Raw genomic sequence first — 20,273 nt, 5'->3', positions numbered from 1 at the left:
ATAAGGTCACAGAATATCATTGATTCATGGACCGGCTATTCCAATTCTGCGACGGTCACACCGTTCCCGCCTTCTCCGTAATTGCCCAGCCGGTAGCTTTTAATATGTTTATGCTTACGCAGGTAATCCTGAATACCGGAACGTAAAATTCCTGTACCTTTACCGTGAATAATATAAACTTGGCCCAGGTTGGCAAGGAAAGCTTCATCAATGAACCGGTCTGTCTCCATCAGGGCTTCTTCCAGGTTGGTACCACGCAGATCCAATTCACTTTTTACATTGTCATCACGTGTGCGCTTCATACCCGTTACCGGTTTTTGCTTTGGTTTGGCTGCGGGAGCCGATTGCTGCAGTTCCAAGTCATCCAGGGATACTTTCATTTTCATAATCCCCAGTTGTACCATAGCGTCTTTGCTGCCCGCCATCTCTACAACATGGCCTTTTTGATTCAAACTGTAGACAAGCACTTCATCACCAGGACCGATAGCACGAGTCTTCGGCGCAGTTGCCGTCTTCTTGACCGTTTTTCTGCGTTTCTCCGGTTCAGCCTCGTCCAGCTGTTTGCGGGCAGCAATGAGTTTGTGCTCCTTCACGGAAGCACCTTCTTCCATAGCCAACAGGCGAAGATCTGCTATAATCTTCTCCGCTTCCGCGCGAGCCTTGTCCACAATGCTGCGTGCATCTTCTTCTGCTTTTTCAATCCGGCGATCACGCTGCTGTTCCAGCTTCTCCAGTTCGGTCTGATGACGACTGCGTAATTTCTCCATATCCTGGCGCAAGCTCTCTGCCTTCTCACGCTCTTGTTCAGCCGTAAGACGGTTCTCTTCAAGAGAAGCAATCATGTGCTCAATCCGTTGATCCTCTTCCTTCACTTCGCCACGGGCGTAGTCGAGAATGTAACCCGGCAGTCCCAGTCGCTCTGCAATGGCAAATGCATTACTTCGTCCAGGTACACCCACTAGAAGGCGATAGGTTGGACTCAGTGTGTTGATGTCAAATTCCATGCTGGCATTAATGACACCTTTACGCTCATATGCGTATGCTTTCAGTTCACTGTAGTGAGTGGTTGCAACCATGCGACATCCCGTCCGGTGCATATGCTCCAGCATGGAGATCGCCAGTGCGGAACCTTCAGCCGGATCTGTCCCTGCGCCAAGTTCATCAAGCAATACCAAACTTTTTGGTGTCATGTTTTTCAGAATGCGAATGATGTTGGTCATATGACTGGAGAAAGTACTCAGATTCTGCTCGATACTCTGCTCGTCCCCAATGTCTGCATAGATCGCATCAAATACACATAACTGACTGCCATCCTCAGCCGGAACAAATAAACCGGACATGGCCATCAGGCTCAGCAATCCAATCGTTTTGAGCGTTACCGTTTTACCACCCGTATTGGGACCTGTCACGATAATGGATGTATAATCATTGCCCAACTCTATGTCAATTGGAACCACGTTTTCAATCGGAATCAGTGGATGACGGCCTTTCTTGAGCTTCAGGAACCCGCGGTCATTCATGCGAGGCAATGTTGCTTTCAGTTCACGAGCCAGACGTGCTTTGGCAAAGATAAAATCAAGTGATCCCAGCAAGTCGACATCATACAACAGCCACTCTCCCTGCTCACTGACAAGTGCCGTCAATTTCTGCAAAATAATTTCTATTTCGCGTTCTTCCCGAATCCGGGTCTCGCGTAATTTGTTGTTCATTGCAACAATGGATTCCGGCTCAATGAACAATGTCGCACCCGAACCGGATTGATCGTGCACAATCCCGCCAAAGTACGAGCGATATTCAGCTTTCACCGGGATAACAAAACGGTCTCCTCTGATGGTGATGAGCTGATCCTGAAGCATCTTGGATACGGTAGAGGATCGAATCATGGAATCCAGTTTTTCGCGAATCCGCGCTTCTCCGCCTCGCAGCTCACGACGAATCTGCGCCAACGTTACGCTTGCACTGTCGGCAACCTCTGCATTATCGTCAATACAGATTTTGATGGCATCCTCAAGCGTTCTTTGCTCTGACAGTTGATCACTGATATAGAACAATGATTCGATGGGCTCATCTTCATGCAAAGTACCAATCTGACGTTTCAATCGCCGCGCTGCAAAGGTTGTATTGGATATTCCCAAAAGTTCGTGAGGGTTAAGTGTGCCTCCAATTTCAGCACGTTTGATGGAAGCCGTAATATCTACAATTCCCCCAAACGACGGTGAGCCTTTCAAGCGATCAAATGTGAAGGCTTCATCGGTTTGCTGCAGCAACCGCTTCACTTCTTCAAGTTCACTGCTTGGTTCAAGTTGCTCCGCTTTCTTTTTTCCCATGGTCGTCTGGGCAAAGCTAAGCAATGTATTTAAAATTTTGCGATATTCCAGTGTGTGTAAAATTTTCGTGTCCAAGTGTACAACTCCTTCCAAACTATATCTGTATTATAACGAAAGAAACTTTCTTACGCTATTTAACGAATCCTTCCACACATAACTTCAACCATAACACCACAAACTACAGGTGTCAGGATTGTGCAACCTCTCCATCCCCTTGGAGTTGCCCTGCTCAGTTCAATCCGAATAAAAGGAGGTAAACACCATGAATTTCCTGGGACATGTCGTGCGATTTGTCATCGCTGCAATTGTATTAATGGTGGTCAGCTGGATCGTTCCCGGATTCGCCGTTGGTGGCTTTTGGAGCGCTCTGTTGCTTGCTCTTGTCATTGCCCTGCTCGGCTGGATCGTTGAAGGTATCTTCGGCAAAAGAGTCAACCCGTTTGGTCGCGGTATTGTCGGATTTATCGTTAGCGCACTGGTGATTTGGCTTGGTCAATATGTTGTAGATCATGTTGAAGTCAGCCTGCTCGGTGCCATTCTCGCTGCGCTGGTTATCGGGATTATCGATCTCTTCATCCCGGTATCCACCCCTTTTGATGCCGGACGAAGCTCCAAAAGTTAATCTCCACTTCACCCTAACGTCCCCATGTATTCTCCTAAACCTCTGAAGGCCCTGTGCCGGAAGGGGTTTATTTCATTCGGGCAGTACACACGCTCTGCCGTACACGTACAATTTTCAAAAAAACGACATACGCAGCGTGTACAGGCATCCACATATTGCGGTATGATGACTGGAGCAATCATTCAAATTTTATCCATATCACGCTTTAAGGAGGCACATGATGAAGAAAGGCATAACATGGCTTGCTGCCTGTATGTTAATTCTGGTCCTCACTGCATGTGGAGGAGCAAAACAGTCCGCGGAATCTGGCAGCAATGGATCCGATGCTGATGCTGGAGTCACAGCCAGTGAAGAATTGGTCATCAAGGCAAGTAACTATGAATTCGATCAACCTGAGTACCATCTTAAAAAAGGCGTTCCCGTTAACATTGTTTATAAAAATGAAAACGGAAATCACGGTATCCTTGTGCCTGAGCTGAATCTTCAATTGGATACCAGAAATAGCTCCAAAGTCATAACCCCGGACAAAGTTGGTGAGTTTGAAATGTCCTGTTCTGTCTTCTGTGGTTCAGGACACAGTAGCATGATCTCCAAAATTATCGTTGAAGAATAGTATTCAAGACAAGGAGCCCCCGCAGCGACGGGAGCTCCTTCTTTAGTATAACAAATTGTACCAGAGTACGTTGCCCACGAGCCAGTTCTGCTACATTCATTCCGCTAGGCCTGGTCCTGTTCAATCAATTCAATCCATTCGTTATATTCCGTCTGCAATTTCGTATATTCATCATGCAACTGACGATATTCCGTGTTCAGCTGCTCTGCCTTCTCCTGATCCATTTCACGTTCAACCTGTAACAAACGTAATTGATTGGCCGCTAGTTCGTAACGCTCCCCCATCTCAAGCAGTTCAGTTTCCATGATCTCTTTCTCTTGGGTCGCTTCTGCACGTAACTTGTCCAGTTGCTGTCGTTCTTGCTCCAGTCCCTCCAGCAACTCACTACTTGCAGCACTTTCTCTCTTCCAAACCGTCAGTTCATTCTCAAGTGTAGCCCAGCGTTCCTGCCAGGATTGTTCCTGAGCCGCCCATTCATCTGCACGGCGTTGCCACACCTGGTCGTTCTGCTCTGCTTGTTCAACACTTGAGCGAAGTTCTTCTTCACGTCTTGTCAACTGCTCCAGACGGGATGCCAGCTCGGTCTGTTTGGCTGACAGTTCTTCGTATTTGATCTGCCATTCCAACGCTTCTTCCTCAGTCTGAGCTAGCCGGCTCTCTTGCTCAGAGTAACGCTCGGAAAGTTTAGCCGAAGACTGCCTCGCTTCTTCAAGTGCGCTCACAATCTCTTGTTTCTCCTTGCTCAATTCATCCAGCTTGGAACTGTAATTCTCTTCCCGTTGTAATGCATCACTGTAATCATTACGGATTTGTTTATAGTTATCCTGAAGTCGGTTCAGCTCTTCCCGAACAACATTTAGCTCAACTTCAAGCTGATTACGTTTCTCTTCCAAAAGCTCTGCATCCTTCTGGTATTGCACAGCCTCTTCATGGTTGAAACGAGACTCTTCCTTCACCACGGACAATTCATCATGAAGGGATTGCACACCAGACTCCAACGTTTCATTTTGTTCAGCAACTTCAAGAATCTGATTCTCCAGGTCTCCGATCTCAGCCAATCGCTGCTCAGCAAGATCCTTCAAGGACTGCTCACGTTCCGTAAGCGTGCCGATCTCATTCTGCAATGTACGCACCGCAGCATGAGCCTGTTCAAGCACTTTTTGCAGTCTGCGCTGTTCCTCTTCCGACTTCACTTCAGCCTCACGAAGCTTTTGGGCTTCCTGTTCAAGCTGTGCATGTTGCTCCTGAAGTTTGCGTAGCTGCGCTGCGAGAGAGGTTTCTCTATCCACAGTTTCATTATACTTCTGCTTCCATTGTTCCTGTAGATCACGGGATTGCTGGGCAGCCTGTTCCGTTTCACGTAGAAGCTCCTGCAACTGGGAACGGTCCTCTTTCAACTGCTCCAGTTGTTGTTCCAGTTCCGTAATTCGGCGAGTCTGAACTTCCTGCTCCTGTTTACGGACCCCATGCTCATGACGTAACGATTCCAATTGACCACGCTCGTGCTGAAGCTGCTGTTCTTGCTCTGCAACCATGTCCTGTGCACTGATGAGCTGGGTCATCACTTCTTCTAATTGCTCTTCGACATCTAATAGTCGAGTCTCCGCCTGTTTACGTTGGTCCTCAAGTTGCTGCTTGAGCTTGCCCTGTTCTTCTTGCAACAAGGCCTCTGCCGCCGCTTCGGCTTCTTTCGCCTGGGACGCTGCTGCTTCCTTGGCTTGCTGCAATTGTTCCTCGAGGGCTGCTTCTTTCTCCATCCATTCGAGTTCCAACTGCTCGGATAACGCCTTGAACTCCGCATTCAACTGATTTATCTCAGTCAGGCGCTTCTGCTCCGCTTGTTCCTGCAAGTCAGCCCGTTCCTGATTCGCCTGATCCGTGAGCTCTTGTGTCTGTTGCAGCGCTTTTTCTTCAGCCTGTTGAAGACGAAGTTCCATCTGTTGCTGAAGTTCGTTATATTGCAGCGCTGCCTCTTCCTGAGCTTTCTTCAGATTGCTCTCTGCCTGCTCCAACTCGGACAAAATGGCCGACTCGGCTTCTTCCTTGGCTGTCTGGACCTGCTGCGCAGCCTTGGCTTCAATCTGTTGACGTTCTGCAACGGCACGGCTTTCGGCTTCTTTTAATTGAGCTGCAGTCTTGTCCTGCAACTCTTTATATTGCGCCGCAGCTTTGGCCTGCACCTGCTGCAATTCGGCTACAGAACGGTTCTGAGCTTCTTTGAGCTGGGAAGCAGCCTGTGCCTGTGCATTTTTAAGCTGGTTAGCCGCTTTCTCTTCCATTTCCTTCAGCTGTTTCGTTCCCTTGGCTTCTGCTTCCTTCAGTTGTGCTGTCGCTTGGGCCTGCAATTTCTGCACTCGCTCCGTTGCTTGAGCGCGTTCTTGCTCTAGCAGCTTATTCAACTTGGCTATCTCTGAATTTTTGTCCGATTCGGACTTTTGCAACGCCTGCTCTGCTTCAATCTTCAGCTGTTGCAAATCAGCAAGAGCCTGGTCACGCCGTTCCAATTCTTGTTGATGTTCATTTTGTATGGCGTTTAACCGATTCAATTCGTTTCTCAGTTCTGTACGTTCTCCAGTGAGCATCTTCAGTTCATTACGGATTTCCTGAGTCTGAAGAGACTGTTCAGCCATATGTACAGCCGCCAGTACCGCAATACGCGGAGTATCCAGACGGGAATTTTGCTTGGAGATCGCGCCCATACGCTCATCTACCAGGTTAGCTACTTGTTTCATATAGTCGGCACTGCTGCCAACCAGTTTATAGGAAGTCCCGTAGATCTCTACGGTGACGCGTGTACGATCAGGTGTAGTCACAGTTGTGCCCTCCTTCAAGTCTGTATGTTGATTCTAAGCTGTAATCACAAAAAAGTCACATCGATCCTCTAATGCTAAGGATTCGATGTGACTTCAAACAATTCCTGCTAATCTTTGTTCAAAAAATCTTCTTTTGTCCTATTTACGCAATTCCGCTCCGAATTGCTCTTCCAGACGAGCCACTACACGGGCATGAACTTCAGTAACTTCCTCATCGGTCAGTGTACGTTCACGATTCCGGTATACCAGTGCCATCGCCACGCTTTTCTTGTTTTCACCCAGTTTACTACCAGTGAACACATCGAACACCTGTACAGTTTGTAACAATTCACCCGCCGATTCACGAATGGCGCGCAGCATATCTCCCGCTTCAATATCCTCATTCACAACAACCGCGATATCACGTTCCATGGCTGGGAAACGCGGAAGTTCACGATAACGAATGTCAGCGTCTGCTTCATTGTAGATCGATTCAAGTGCAATCTCTGCGATGTACACATCATTCAGATCATACTGCTGTTGCAGTTCCGGATGCAATTGACCCAATGTACCGATCAATGTGCCTTCCCCGCCATCCTTACCTTCCAGGTAAACCGATGCGGAACGTCCCGGGTGGAATCCTTCAGGGCTGTTTGCTACCAAGCGAATGCGTTGTTCAAGCCCCACATAGGCGAACAGATGCTCAAGAGCACCTTTCAGATCGAAGAAGTCTACTTTCTCCGCTCCAACATTCCATTGCTGGCTTGCACGATTTCCGGTGAGCAGCAAGCCCAGTACCGGAATCTCATGTGGTTGCTTGGTCAACTGATCTTCTTCAGTGAAGAACACATTGCCCACTTCAAATACAGCCAGTGAATCCTGTTTACGGTTCATGTTATACACCGCTGCATCCAGCATTTGCGGCAAAATGCTCGTACGAAGCACACTGCGGTCCTCACTCATAGGCATCGCAAGTTTCACGGCTTTACTGCCTTGTGTCAATGCCGGGAACAATGTCGCTTTATCCGGGTGTACAAAGGAGTAACTGATCATTTCCTGCCAGCCACTGCCGGAGAGCAATCCACGAATGGTGCGACGCATCGCTTGAGAGCGTGTATATGCCCCTGGAGTCGTCGGTCCTTCAATCCATGTGGTTGGAATGTTGTCGTATCCGTACAGGCGTGCAATCTCTTCAAACAAGTCTACGTCGAGCGTAATATCCCCTCTGCGTGTTGGCACTTCCACATCCAGCAATCCTTGATCAGCATCACCACATGCAAAGTGCAAACGAGCGAAGATGGTTTTCACCTCAAGCAATGACAGATCTGTTCCCAGATAACGGTTCAATCGATCCAGCGACAATTGAATTACACGTTTCTCCGCAGCTTCTGCTCCAGCTTCCACGATTCCCTGGTGCACTTCACCTTCAGCATAACGCTGAATCAGTTCAGCCGCACGATCCAAAGCCGTAATGACCGCACCCGGGTCTACTTCCTTCTCAAAACGCATGCTCGCTTCGGAACGCAGCCCCAGTTGGCGCGACGTTTTCCGAACGGTTCCACCGTCGAACTTGGCGGACTCCAGCAACAGATTTACCGTGTCTTCCGATACCTCGGAATTCTCGCCACCCATAACCCCAGCGATGGCTACTGGTTTCACGCCATCCGTGATGAGCAACATGTGCGGCTCCAGCTTGCGCTCCTGTCCATCCAGCGTAACAATCGTTTCGCCTTCGTTGGCCATCCGCACTTCAATATGGCCCTTTTCCAGCTTATCCGCATCGAATGCATGTAGCGGTTGACCGTATTCCAGCATGACATAGTTCGTGATATCAACGATGTTATTAATTGGGCGAACACCTGCCGCCATGAGACGGTTTTGCATCCACAGCGGGGAAGCACCCAGCTTAATGCCAGTTACATAACGAGCTGCATAGTGAATGCATTGCTCCTGTGCCTTGATCTCTACAGAGATATGATTCACGGCTGCATCACCAATTTCAACCAGTTGGTCTTTGGGACTTGGCAGCTTCACTTCACGACCCAGAATGGCACCCACTTCATAAGCTGCACCACGCATGCTGAGACAGTCGGAACGGTTCGGTGTCAGGTCCAGTTCAAGCACATGATCGTCGAGACCAAGAACCTGGCTGATTGGCGTGCCAACCTCCGTTTGTTCCGGCAGAACGAGAATACCTTCCTGCTGATCTTTCGGCAACAATTTGTCGTTCATGCCCAGCTCTTTGGCGGAACAGATCATGCCAAGGGAGACAACACCGCGCAGTTTGGCTTTTTTGATATCCAATCCACCAGGGAGCTTTGCTCCAACCAGGGCTACGACTACTTTTTGGCCTGCATCCACATTTTTCGCACCACACACAATCTGAAGATCTTCTTCCTGACCAGCATCAATGACACATACATTCAGTTTGTCTGCATCGGGGTGTTTCTCCTTGCTCTTCACATAACCTACAACAACTTTATTGACGCCCTTGTTGCGGTTCTCCACTACATCAATTTCGACACCCGCACGGGTGATTTTCTCCGCCAATTCCTGTGGCGTCACACCTTCAAGGGAAATATAATCAGACAGCCAATCTGTCGATACTCTCATGGACGTTCACTTCCTTCATCTATAAATTGGTGTTCCCGGTTCATTCGCTTGCTCTATATGGTTAATCTTTCTTGTCTTAAAGTTACAGCCGTCCAAATTGCTTCAGGAAGGTCAGATCACTGTTGTAGAAGTGACGGATATCATCGACACCATACTTCAGCATCGCGATACGCTCTACGCCCATACCAAATGCAAAACCACTGTATTTCTCCGGATCATAACCACCCATTTCCAGTACTTTCGGGTGAACCATACCGCCGCCCAAAATTTCAAGCCAGCCTGTTTGCTTACATACGCGACAGCCGCTGCCGCCACATTGTACACAGGTTACATCCACTTCTGCACTTGGCTCTGTGAACGGGAAGAAGCTTGGACGCAGACGAATTTCTGTGTGGGAACCGAACATTTCGCGCACGAATTGCAACAGTGTTCCTTTCAGATCGCTCATACGAATGTTTTCGCTGATGACCAAACCTTCAACCTGGTTGAATTGGAAAGAGTGCGTCGCATCGTCGTCATCACGGCGGTATACTTTACCTGGGCAGATGACTTTGACAGGCACTTCGCCCTTCATGCTCTGCATGGTACGTACTTGAACCGGAGATGTATGGGTACGCATCAACAAGTCTTCGGTAACATAGAAAGAATCCTGCATATCGCGCGCCGGGTGATTCTTCGGCAGATTCAATGCTTCAAAGTTGTAATAATCCATTTCGACTTCAGGACCTTCCGCAACGCGGTATCCCATACCGATGAAAATATCTTCGATCTCCTGTACCACTTTGGTCAGTGGATGTAGCCCGCCTTGACGTCCACGACGTCCTGGCAGAGTCACATCAATTTTCTCGGATTGCAGACGCTTCGCCGTCTCTTCCTTCTGGAACTGATCCTGCTTGCTGTCGATGACTTCCTCAATGGCAGCCCGAACATCATTGGCTACTTGACCAATAACTGGACGTTCCTCCGCACTAAGTGCACCCATACCACGCAAAATTTCAGTCAATGCACCCTTTTTCCCCAAATACTTTACACGCAGATCACTGAGCGTCTGCGGATCATTCACACCAGACAACTGCTCCAGCGCTTCGATCTTCAATGCCTCTAAACGTTCTTTCATGTGTAATTGCCCCCTTTTGTGGTGTTTTTGCAACAAAAAAAGGCCTTCTCTCCCCTGAAGGGACGAAAAGACCGTGGTACCACCCTTGTTAGACATCCATTGCTGCGTGGCCCTTCTGGCCTGCAACTGGTTCTGTCTCACTTTGTACGGAATAACGACCGTTAACCGTTTGCCCCTACTGTTGCCTCTGTGTCTGCACACAAACAGGTTCAGGGAACCGCTTCGGAGTGAATTTCGGCAGCCTTGTTCTACAGAAACGCTCTCAATCTACGGCGCTTCCTCCCTGTCCAGAGGCACTGCTTACTTATCTCCATCATCACGTTTGCTTTTAAGTTAAACCTCTAGAGGTTGTCAAAAAGTCCGCTTTTGATTACGAATGATGCCTGACGGCATCATCAGCGTCGAATATGGCATTCAGCCGAATAAGCAGATGCTTACGAAGTATGTTTCCTTCGGAAACATTGTAGTTGCTCACGTAGTTTCCTACGCTCCGCTACTCCATTTCTATCTTCATCCCATCTTCTTGGTACTGAAAACCGATCTTTTTGAACAATTACCTATATCGATGTAATCATCGATGATCGTTCATAATTATATGCAAAATAGATCGAAATAGCAAGCCGTCCATATTCTAATTTATGCTTGCACCCTTATCTTTCAATTGTTTCAGGCGCTGCTGGATTTCGCGAATCTCAGCTGCCTCGACTGCTCGCTCATTCGAATGCTCGGGCTGTGTCAGAATGTCTTTTCCAGCAGTGCTCACAGGAGACAGCAACTCCGATAGGCGCATCTCCAATCGTAACCGCTCGTCATCGGATTCCCGGGTCTCCAGCGCCACCTCCCGAAGTTTGGTGGACTGCTCCCAATCCGACACACCTCCTTCAAACAGAGTTGCTGTGCCACCAGCCTCCAGATCGCATAACCGATTCGCGAGTGACTTCGTCAGCATCCGGTCATGGGATACAAGCACCAAAGCACCTGAAGCTTGTTTTAATACATTTTCCATGACTTCCTGGGTATCGATGTCCAGATAATTCGTCGGTTCGTCCAGCACCAGCAGATTCGCTCCGCCAAAATACAGTCTCAAAAATGCCACTCTGCACTTTTCCCCCATGCTCAAATCCCCAATACGCTTGAATACATCATCTCTGGAAAATAGGAAACATCCCAGAATGGTACGTGCCGCACTTTGTGTCATGGATGGAAGAGTAAGCAAGCTGTCCAGCAGCGTCTGATTCTCGGGGAGCCCTTCCAGCTCCTGTGAAAAGTAACCGATTTTCAGCTGTGGATGCCGTGTGACCTTGCCTTGCGAAGGTTCCAGTTCACCAATCATCAACTTCAGCAGTGTTGTCTTGCCCGTTCCATTAGGACCTCGTACAGCAAGCCGATCTCCACGTTCCACAGCAATCCGAAGATCGCGCAGCACTGGTTTGTCTCCCGTATATGAAAAACTCACCTCTTCCAGCGCAAGCAGCTGGCGTGCAGCCAGTGGATTCATCTGTAATTCCATGTTCAACTTTGCAGCTTCACGAGGTTTATCCACCCGTTCCCGCTCCAAACGTTCCAGCTGTTTTTGTTTCGCATGGTAACGTGAAATATTTTTGTTGGCTTTAGCTTTGTAGAAGCTCTGGGTGATCTTCACCTCCACATCAGTCGCCGAATTATGCGCTTTATGGAACCATTCCTGATAATTTCGAATCGTTTCTTCCAACGCCTTACGTTCCAATTCCTGCCTGCGGTAGATCGTTTCCTGTTCGCGTAATTCACGCTCTTTGTGGATCTTGTAGTCGGAGTATCCGCCCTTGTATTTGGTCAGGGCATCTGGACTGAACTCAATGACTCCTGTTGCTACCTGATCAATAAACGTACGATCATGTGATACAAATAACAGGGTACCTTCATATGAGGATAACCACTCTTCCAGCCAACGCATGCTTCCCTCATCCAGATGATTTGTCGGTTCATCCAGGATCAGGAACTTGGGTTTGCTGACAAGCAGCCCCGCCAAACGAGCCTTTGTTTTTTGTCCACCACTCAAGGAATGATAGAGTCTATTCCAATGCTCTGCGGATAATCCAAGGCGAGTCAGTACTTTCTCTACCTCAGTCTCCCACATATAACCGTTCAACTGTTCATATTGCTCCATCACTTGTGTATAAGCTGCAAGCAACTCTTCATCCGTTTCAGTGCTCATGCCCAACCGTTGTTCCAGTTCTTCCAAGTTCCGTTTCACTTCATAGATCTGACCGCTCTCACGACGGACCGCATCCAGTACATTCATCCCGGTCTCAATCTCCGAGCGCTGGCGCATGAACCCCCATTCCTGCTGAGGGATATGACGTTCAATCCGTCCACCACCATGCTCCTCACCCAAAATGATACGTAACAACGTTGTCTTGCCGCATCCGTTGCGACCCAAAATGGCGAGTCGTTCGCCCTCATTAATCTCCAAATTCAATCCTGTAAACAATTCAATACCGTTCCACTCTTTTGATACTTCATGTAAGCGTACCAATGTCATCATGAGGCCTCATCCTTCCTGCATCCTTTTTGCTGAACAAAAAAAACCGCTGGCATCAGCCGGCGGTTTGGCAATTCAGGGTTGGATCAAGCATTCAAAGACAGATCTAAGGTAAGCTACGGCATGAACAAAGAAACCCCAAACACAGGGTACACGTAAACCTCAATGGCTTACTTGCTCCATACCTTTTCCCATAGCTGAATTTGGACACACGAATCCCCTCATTGCTCAGCCGCTCTGGCTGACTGCGTCATAAAACCGTCTGCAGTTAACTGGGGTTCAATTCATGTGTTTTACTTCATGGGACGTATGGCTACCTCTCATTCATGTGTAGTATCAATTTCTCCGTTATTGTACCAGATCATTGGAAAAAAGCAAAGGGTATATACATTAAACTAAAGAATACTTACTTACTCGCCACTCCGAAAACAGAACAATCTTCTGATCGCTGTTACCACGAGATTTCCTTTAGCGCAATAAAAAAAGCCCCTGCATCGCAAGGGCTTCGGTACTGCTTCATTAAGCGGGTGATGGGAATCGAACCCACGCTATTAGCTTGGAAGGCTAAAGTTCTACCATTGAACTACACCCGCATGATTGAAGATTTATTGTTAAGTTCCTTAGGAATTTAACAGTGATTTTACAAATAATAATATACCATGATCCTCTATAGCATGCAAGTCATATTTTCCATTTTTTTCATTACGCATCCATCAAAAAAAGCAGGAGCACCCTCGCGCCCCCGCTGTTCCCTATCCTGTAGGCTTATCCACATCTCTCAAAAATTGCTTTTCAAATTCAGCGGCTTTAATCGGTTTGCTGAAGAAATAACCCTGAGCCTCGTGACAGTGTTGATTGCGAAGAAAGACCATCTGATCTTCGTTCTCCACGCCCTCAGCTGTGACTTTCAGTTGTAAATGATGCGCCATTGAAGTGATGGTAGATACGATCGCGGCGTTATTGCTGTCCTCCATGACTTCATTCACAAATGAACGGTCAATCTTGAGCCGATCAATCGGCAGATCCTTCAGATAGTGCAACGAGCTGTATCCCGTTCCAAAATCATCAATACTGATATGCACACCAATTTCTTTGATTTTGCGCAACTGTTCGAATGACCGGTCTTTATCAAATGTCATGCTCTCTGTAATCTCCAGTTCAAGCCATACAGGCTCTAGTCCCGTCTCTTTGAGAATGCCATTGATATTGTCCAACAAATGGGAATGCCTGAATTGTCTCATCGACAGATTCACCGAAACACACAGTTTACGATAACCGGCTTCCTGCCACTGTTTGTTCTGTGCACACGCTTCACGAAGCACCCATTCGCCAAGTGGCACAATGAGCCCACTCTCTTCTGCCAGAGGAATAAAATCCGCCGGAGATACCGAGCCTCGCTGCGGATGCTGCCAACGCACCAAAGCTTCCATGCCAACGATTAGCCCACTTTGCAGATTAACCTGCGGCTGGTAGACCAGGTAGAACTGACCTCGATCCAACGCCTTGCGCAGATCATTCTCAAGCTGCAAACGCTCCTGTGCCTTCATCTGCATCGCATGGGCAAAACGATTCAGTTCCATTCCTTGTTCCTTAGCACTGTGCAAAGCCGTATCGGCATTCTGAATAATCTCCAGTGGTGACTCCCCATCATGTGGGAAAATGGCCATCCCAATTCCAAGTGTCAGATGATACTCATTGCCATCAACCAAGACGGGCTTCTCAAAAAGTTGCAAAATGGATCTTGTCCGACGCAACGCTGTATCGGTTGAACTGAAATCTGTCATCGTTAATGCAAACTCATCTCTTCCCAATCCAAAGACTTCTTCTCCTGGAAGGGACAATTGTTTCAGTCGTTGACCTACCTGACGCAAAACACGGTTAGCTGCTTGCTGTCCAAGCGAATCATTAATGGTCTTGAACCGATTAATATTCAGGACCAATACACCAACAAGCTGTTCCTGCACCACGGCATCATCCATCATCTTTTTCAGCTGCTGTGAAAGGCGACGACGGTTTGGAAGTCCCGTCACGTCATCATGATGAGCAATATAGTTCATCTTGGCTTCCGCGACCTGCTGTTGCAGGAAAGGTGTGTCCACTACGGACGTATACAGCCCTTTTTGAATGAAAAAATATGCCATACAATTACTCAGCAATCCTAATAATAGATTGAGATCGTTCACCCCAGTTGCTGAAACAAAATAACATTCACCAAAAAAGAAACACAGAATGCCACATAGAATGGTTGGTAAATCACCGTCTTTGGTTTTTTTCCATTGTACAAACAAAAGAACTGCAATAATGCCATAGAGCAATCCAACCATAAGATGAACTCGGGTGAAGACACCACCAAGCACTTCCCCATCAAGCATACTCGGCAACATGCTCCATTCCTGAATAGCCAATATGTACAAAATAACAAAGGTACCCAATGTCCCACTTAACAGTAAGAATTTGCGTGGTAATGCAAATTCTTTCTCATTTAAGGTATACACGAGCAATAATCCTACGGAACATACCAAAGATCCCATGGTTGACATCATTAAGGAGAACTCCGATTCCATCATGGCTCCATTTGGAATCTCTTCTGCAAATGAAACGATATGAACCAGTTCAAATAGACCAATCAATAAAAAGAGTGTTGTCAATAATGTCCTCCGAAGCGTTAGCTTCTGTGTCCGAAACAACCAGCTTTGATTATAGATGCCGATACAAGCCGCTACCGCAGCAAATCCACCCAAGAGTGTCAAAACCGGGTAACCCGATATGATCAGATCAGAGCTTGAAGAAGAACGAAACCATTGACTTGCGAGGAAACATAATAAGCCGCCCACAGCGACCCAAATTATTTTTCTCTGATCTTGCAGATTAACCTTCATGCCGTGTTTTCCTTCCCGGGATCACCTATCCTGAATTACATTAACCAAACTTAACAACTTACTACACGATTCGACAAAAAACATATTAACCAACGTTCAATTCACATGCATACACATGCTATCTGGTACATAATAACATTTAATTTTGTATACGTGAACTAAAAAATAGTTACTCCTAGGAATATTTATTCACAAATATATAGAAAAACAAGGCATTAAGAACTAAAAAAACATGGATCTCCAGTTAGAGTCCATGTTTTCCTATTTTGCAACTGTATTTCAGACTATATTACTTCTCAAAATTCACTTCTGGTGTTGTTAATTTATCATAGAAATCAACAACCTTATCCTTGTCTTCCGATGAGCGAATCGCCATCGCTGAACGTGGATGCTCGTCCAACGCACCTGTAATCATGTAAGGCAGAATGTAACCCCATTCTTCTTTTTCTCTGAGCGGAACCATCAACTGTTCCAATACACCAAGTACTGGACGCAGATTGTATTTTGTTCCTTTCAGATGAGCTACGAGCAATTCGGTTGGACAGTTTCCAGCAGCACGGCCCATACCATACACAGAAGCATCAAGCAGTTCGACGCCAAGTTCTGCCGCAACCAATGTGTTAGAAAACGCAAGTTGCATATTATTATGTGTGTGAACACCAAGACGTTTGTTAGGCAAGTGAGTCTTGAACTTCTCTACCAGATATTTCACATCATTATGGTCCAAGCTACCGTAGGAGTCTACAATGTAAACAACATCCACAGCGCTTTCTTTGATCAATTCAAATGCTTCCAGCAATTCATTCTCCATAACATTGGAGAGTGCCATAATATTAAGTGTAGTTTCATATCCACGATCATGGAATGTTTGAACCAGTGCAAGTGCCTTGTCTACATCTTTGCTGTAGCAGGCAACCCGGATCAGATCCAGCATGCTCTCACTGCGAGGCAAGATATCATTTTCGTCCACACGACCTACGTCAACCAGCGCAGACAGTTTGGTATTGCCTTTTTGAGGAATAACTTTACGCAGGAAATCATCGTTCAGGAAACGCCATGGTCCTGCTTCCTCGGCACCTTTAAGCAACTTCGGAGAGTTCTTATATCCAATTTCCATATAATCAACGCCGGCTTCATTCAATCCAGCATATAGCTGTTGAACAAAGTCCACGCTAAAGTCCCAATTATTCACCAATCCGCCATCACGGATCGTACAATCTACAATTTTGCAATGATTTGTCTTCATTAATGTCTGCTCCTTTTCTGACCAACTTGTGTATTCCTCTCATGATACTTGAACGTGACAAGAAAAGTAAAGGGATTCCGGACTTATTTACTTCGATAAGATCTCCAGATTCGGTCAATCTCAACCATATCGGAACGATCGGGAGCTTTCTCTCCATAACGGACGGCATTATACGTATCTGGCAGTCTCGCAGACAGCTCATCTTCTTCTACCTTCACACCATTCTGAATAATGGTCTGTGCAGCCTCCAGTGGAGTGTGCGTCCCCTGTATTTCCACGCCTCGATGAGAGGCTCTTTCAATCCAAGTCCGATAGTAATACCGAACACGTTCGGCATCCTGTGCAGGGGGCGCTTCTTTCTTGCGAAACCAATTCTTTCGGACTTTTGCTGGCGCATCAAGCGTCTCACTGACATCGATATACTCCGTCCGTGGTTCTGCCTTCTTTTCACCTGGTTGTAACATCCCCTTGAATCGGTCCATAAGTCTGTTTATCGTTTTTTGTCCTAACCTCAGAAGCAGCCACAGAATTGCTCCTGCTACAGCACACATCACTACCCATCCGAGGATGTTCCAGAAGACTGAGGGCTCGGATGGCGGCTCTCTCCAGTCATTCGGTATATTTAACTGCTGATTGGGGTTGTCCATTGGTAATCGTGGCTCCTCGCCGGAAATCGGACCAAACCATCCCCTGATCCATGCGAGCAAGCGATCACGTAGCGGTCCCAGCCAGGCAGCCAGACTTGGGAAAGCACCAATCGCTACGATAACAATAAACATCCACATGAACCGCTGATGATTCGCACGTGCAAAATCTCTTAATACCAATCTTCTCTTGCCGTCATTGAGTATTGCCTGATCCAGTTGCAGCATATATCGTCCAACTAGCCAAAAGGCAAAGCTGATCACTCCGGCAATATAGATCCATAGGGTATAGGTTCGTATTGGCTGCATGAATCCCAACGAATTCGAAGCAATCATAAGCACGATCGCACTGATTACACCCATAATCTGCAAGCGCCATAACAACACAGAATGAAAGACTGGCTGGAAGGTCAGACCTGCATAAGCCGAGATGACTCCACACAGTACCAATGTGATGATATCCGTCAACGGGAGAATAAGGCTCATCCCAACAACTAATGCGAAGAGAAATCCTATGACGAGTGCCGCTAGTCCACGAATGAGTGTACTTTTCTCGCTAAAACCTGGAATTTTATGCTGAATGAACTGTCCCAACCAACCTACAAGAACAACCATGATGAATAATGTGTACGGCAAATGTTCCATTGCGTAGAATGAAGCAAGCGTAAATATCGGAAAAAGGTATATGCCAGCCATCAAGACGGCAAGCATTGTTATGAGTCCTGTGGTCGTCGCTACCGATCTGTTCCTCATGCACTCACCGCCTTCGTATTACCCTTCACGTCCTCTACCGGGAGAATCGTTACACGATGTCCTTGTTCGTGCAGACGTGCAATCTCGTGCTCCATAGCGGCAGATACATATGATGTAATCAGCAGATAGCTGCGGATTTGCTGTGCTTCTTCATTCAGACGTACTTCATCATTCAGGAATTGCTCCATGGGCACCATACATTTCAACTCTGTCTCAGCCATAGCTTCCAGTAATCGTTCCAGATGGGGCGTGCCATAATCCGGTTCAATCCGTAGTGTATCGCGGCCTCCACCCACATGATAACCATTATGGGCGAAACCTGCCGGCAACCCTCTACCGATGGCATCCACTGCAGCCGTGGCAGCGTAACGAAGTGCCCGCTCAATCTTTTCCGGTCGAGTAACAACACTCCACATATCTGCTGATTCCTGAATGTTGACTACAATCCAGGACTGCGGATCAGCTGTCCATCCCTGTTTGTAGACCTGTAATTCACCTGTACGTGCACTCGCTTTCCAGTGAATACGATTCATGGGGTCGCCTGCGCCATAAGGCCGAACACCCAGAATCAAGAAAGGATCTTCAACGATCCATCGTGATACTTCAACTTCTCCCTGCCAAACCTGATAAATTGCAGGAAGATCCTCTGCATTCACTAATGAGGGATACACAATCATAGACATTTGCAAAGGAATCGGTTTGGTGGAACGCCACACGCCAAAGAGATCCCCACCTGTCATCGTTGCTGTATTTAATGGATAAATTCCACGCTGAGTACATGTGAAAGGATGCTTGCGCGTAATACGAGTAAACGGTTTTAACGTAAAAATACTCTTATGGTTCTGATAGATTTCGCCTTGACTAATATCCATACCTGAGCCGGAACGAAATACAAACGACACTGGCATCATCGATTCAAGTCTGAGCCACGGTACGGAGACTCGTTTCTCATTCGATATCGTCTCCACCATCTCAAGTTCATCTCCAGCGTAACAACGCAGCTTGCTGAATTGTCTGCTGTACCTGAGCTTTCGCAGTGCAGGTCGTCCAAACCACACACCATGTATAACAACGACAATGCCTCCAACAAGGACAAGCCATAATAATGCCATAAGATTAACGCCCGCTTGTAGCGAGATTCTCCGTAGGCACTTCTGTCTGATTCAGAAGTTCCTGGATGATACGCTCAGCCAAGCCCTCTTGTTGTCTGATCCGGTTACGGAATACCAGTCGGTGCGCCAGCACAGGTCCCGCCAGTGCTTTAATATCATCAGGCAAAACAAAGTCTCTGCCATGCAGTGCAGCCCATGCCTGACTTGCCTTGAGTAATGCCTGGGCCCCTCGTGGACTTACGCCAAGCGAGAGCTCTGGATGTTGCCTTGTCGCTTCGGTTAACTGAATGATATATCGTAGCAGATCTTCGTTGATTTGCACTGTTTTATACGTATCCTGCGCCTTCAAAAGTTCTTCACGACTGATCACTGCCGAGAGATCATCAACAGAACGACTGGCTACCGTACGTCTCAAAATTTCTACACTCTCTTCACTGCTTGGATAACCCATGCGAATTTTCATCATAAAACGATCCATCTGCGCTTCAGGTAGCGGAAAAGTTCCCTGGTTATCTACAGGATTCTGGGTGGCGATAACGATGAATGGCCGTTCCAACTGTCTCGTTGAACCGTCGATACTGATCTGGCGTTCTTCCATACACTCCAGCAAGCTTGATTGTGTACGCGGTGTAGCCCGGTTAATCTCATCAGCTAGTACAAGATTGGCAAACAAGGGGCCGGGTCGGAATTCAAAATCCCCTTCTTTTTGATTAAAAAAATGAATCCCTGTTAAGTCCGAGGGCAGCAAGTCCGGTGTAAACTGTATCCGTTGGAATGTGCAGTCCAATGAAGAGGCTACCGATTTGGCAAGCATCGTTTTCCCAGTACCCGGTACATCCTCCAGCAGCACATGTCCTGACGCTATGATCGCTGTCATCACCAGCTCTATCGTATGCTCTTTTCCCACAATCACTTTTCCCACGTGATCCATCAGTTGTTGATTCATTCGTTCCATTCCTTGGATTTCCATCTGCATCTCATCCTTCCGTTATGGAGCTTATGTATTCGCATTCATTACTAACTATAACCGTTAT

General features: G+C 47.2%; 12 protein-coding genes and 1 tRNA gene. 2 read left to right on the top strand and 11 right to left on the bottom strand.

The features are described from left to right. Positions 1 to 35 precede the first annotated feature (35 nt). On the bottom strand, positions 36 to 2,402 hold the full coding sequence (locus V6668_RS09045; protein ID WP_338708212.1) for an endonuclease MutS2: 2,367 nt from the start codon (positions 2,400 to 2,402) through the stop codon (positions 36 to 38). A 187-nt stretch (positions 2,403 to 2,589) separates the two neighbouring features. On the opposite strand from V6668_RS09045, the gene V6668_RS09040 reads away from it, so the two are divergent. Together V6668_RS09040 and V6668_RS09035 are read left to right on the top strand one after the other, a co-directional pair. Continuing rightward, on the top strand, positions 2,590 to 2,949 hold the full coding sequence (locus tag V6668_RS09040) for a phage holin family protein (RefSeq protein ID WP_036610114.1): 360 nt from the start codon (positions 2,590 to 2,592) through the stop codon (positions 2,947 to 2,949). Between the two features lie 217 nt (positions 2,950 to 3,166). Next, positions 3,167 to 3,562 (top strand): cytochrome C oxidase subunit II, encoded by a 396-nt coding sequence (locus tag V6668_RS09035; RefSeq protein ID WP_373461337.1) that lies wholly within the window; start codon positions 3,167 to 3,169, stop codon positions 3,560 to 3,562. Between the two features lie 104 nt (positions 3,563 to 3,666). Here V6668_RS09035 and V6668_RS09030 read toward each other — a convergent pair whose 3' ends face one another. From V6668_RS09030 to V6668_RS08985, 10 genes are all read right to left on the bottom strand, one after another. Further along, positions 3,667 to 6,375 carry a hypothetical protein gene (locus V6668_RS09030; RefSeq protein ID WP_338708211.1) on the bottom strand — a complete coding sequence of 903 codons (2,709 nt, stop codon included), beginning with the start codon at positions 6,373 to 6,375 and terminating at the stop codon, positions 3,667 to 3,669. Between the two features lie 138 nt (positions 6,376 to 6,513). Further along, a complete protein-coding gene (gene pheT, locus V6668_RS09025) occupies positions 6,514 to 8,967 on the bottom strand; it encodes a phenylalanine--tRNA ligase subunit beta (RefSeq protein WP_338708210.1) in 2,454 nt (817 codons plus the stop codon). 82 nt (positions 8,968 to 9,049) lie between these two features. Further along, positions 9,050 to 10,084, bottom strand: coding sequence for a phenylalanine--tRNA ligase subunit alpha (pheS, locus tag V6668_RS09020; RefSeq protein WP_047842255.1), 1,035 nt, complete (start codon positions 10,082 to 10,084; stop codon positions 9,050 to 9,052). A gap of 631 nt (positions 10,085 to 10,715) precedes the next feature. After that, the gene (gene abc-f, locus V6668_RS09015) at positions 10,716 to 12,608 is read right to left on the bottom strand and encodes a ribosomal protection-like ABC-F family protein (protein WP_338708209.1); all 1,893 of its coding nucleotides are present in this window, start codon (positions 12,606 to 12,608) and stop codon (positions 10,716 to 10,718) included. A 519-nt stretch (positions 12,609 to 13,127) separates the two neighbouring features. Beyond that, a tRNA-Gly gene (locus tag V6668_RS09010) sits at positions 13,128 to 13,198 on the bottom strand. Between the two features lie 159 nt (positions 13,199 to 13,357). Beyond that, entirely contained in the window at positions 13,358 to 15,484 is a 2,127-nt protein-coding gene (locus V6668_RS09005) for a bifunctional diguanylate cyclase/phosphodiesterase (RefSeq protein ID WP_338708208.1), read from the bottom strand. A gap of 289 nt (positions 15,485 to 15,773) precedes the next feature. Continuing rightward, entirely contained in the window at positions 15,774 to 16,730 is a 957-nt protein-coding gene (locus tag V6668_RS09000; RefSeq protein WP_036610133.1) for an aldolase catalytic domain-containing protein, read from the bottom strand. An 83-nt stretch (positions 16,731 to 16,813) separates the two neighbouring features. Next, positions 16,814 to 18,127, bottom strand: coding sequence for a DUF4129 domain-containing protein (locus V6668_RS08995; protein ID WP_338708207.1), 1,314 nt, complete (start codon positions 18,125 to 18,127; stop codon positions 16,814 to 16,816). After that, complete coding sequence (locus V6668_RS08990; RefSeq protein WP_036669763.1) at positions 18,124 to 19,239, bottom strand: DUF58 domain-containing protein; 1,116 nt, start codon at positions 19,237 to 19,239, stop codon at positions 18,124 to 18,126. The genes V6668_RS08995 and V6668_RS08990 overlap by 4 nt, the downstream gene beginning before the upstream one ends. Positions 19,240 to 19,243: 4 nt before the next feature. Continuing rightward, positions 19,244 to 20,209 carry an AAA family ATPase gene (locus V6668_RS08985; RefSeq protein ID WP_036669762.1) on the bottom strand — a complete coding sequence of 322 codons (966 nt, stop codon included), beginning with the start codon at positions 20,207 to 20,209 and terminating at the stop codon, positions 19,244 to 19,246. Positions 20,210 to 20,273 lie beyond the last annotated feature (64 nt).

Source organism: Paenibacillus amylolyticus, from assembly GCF_036894225.1.
GTDB lineage: Bacteria > Bacillota > Bacilli > Paenibacillales > Paenibacillaceae > Paenibacillus > Paenibacillus amylolyticus.
The sequence above is the reverse complement of the archived record's forward strand: the minus strand, read 5'-3'. Positions and strand labels throughout refer to the sequence as shown.

Excerpts from the sequence above, each read along its gene's own strand:
- V6668_RS09040 (WP_036610114.1), top strand. The coding sequence starts at position 2,590 with ATGAATTTCCTGGGACATGTCGTGCGATTTGTCATCGCTGCAATTGTA.
- V6668_RS09035 (WP_373461337.1), top strand. The coding sequence starts at position 3,167 with ATGATGAAGAAAGGCATAACATGGCTTGCTGCCTGTATGTTAATTCTG.
- pheT (WP_338708210.1), bottom strand. The coding sequence starts at position 8,967 with ATGAGAGTATCGACAGATTGGCTGTCTGATTATATTTCCCTTGAAGGT.
- pheS (WP_047842255.1), bottom strand. The coding sequence starts at position 10,084 with ATGAAAGAACGTTTAGAGGCATTGAAGATCGAAGCGCTGGAGCAGTTG.
- abc-f (WP_338708209.1), bottom strand. The coding sequence starts at position 12,608 with ATGATGACATTGGTACGCTTACATGAAGTATCAAAAGAGTGGAACGGT.
- V6668_RS09005 (WP_338708208.1), bottom strand. The coding sequence starts at position 15,484 with ATGAAGGTTAATCTGCAAGATCAGAGAAAAATAATTTGGGTCGCTGTG.
- V6668_RS09000 (WP_036610133.1), bottom strand. The coding sequence starts at position 16,730 with ATGAAGACAAATCATTGCAAAATTGTAGATTGTACGATCCGTGATGGC.
- V6668_RS08995 (WP_338708207.1), bottom strand. The coding sequence starts at position 18,127 with ATGAGGAACAGATCGGTAGCGACGACCACAGGACTCATAACAATGCTT.
- V6668_RS08990 (WP_036669763.1), bottom strand. The coding sequence starts at position 19,239 with ATGGCATTATTATGGCTTGTCCTTGTTGGAGGCATTGTCGTTGTTATA.
- V6668_RS08985 (WP_036669762.1), bottom strand. The coding sequence starts at position 20,209 with ATGGAAATCCAAGGAATGGAACGAATGAATCAACAACTGATGGATCAC.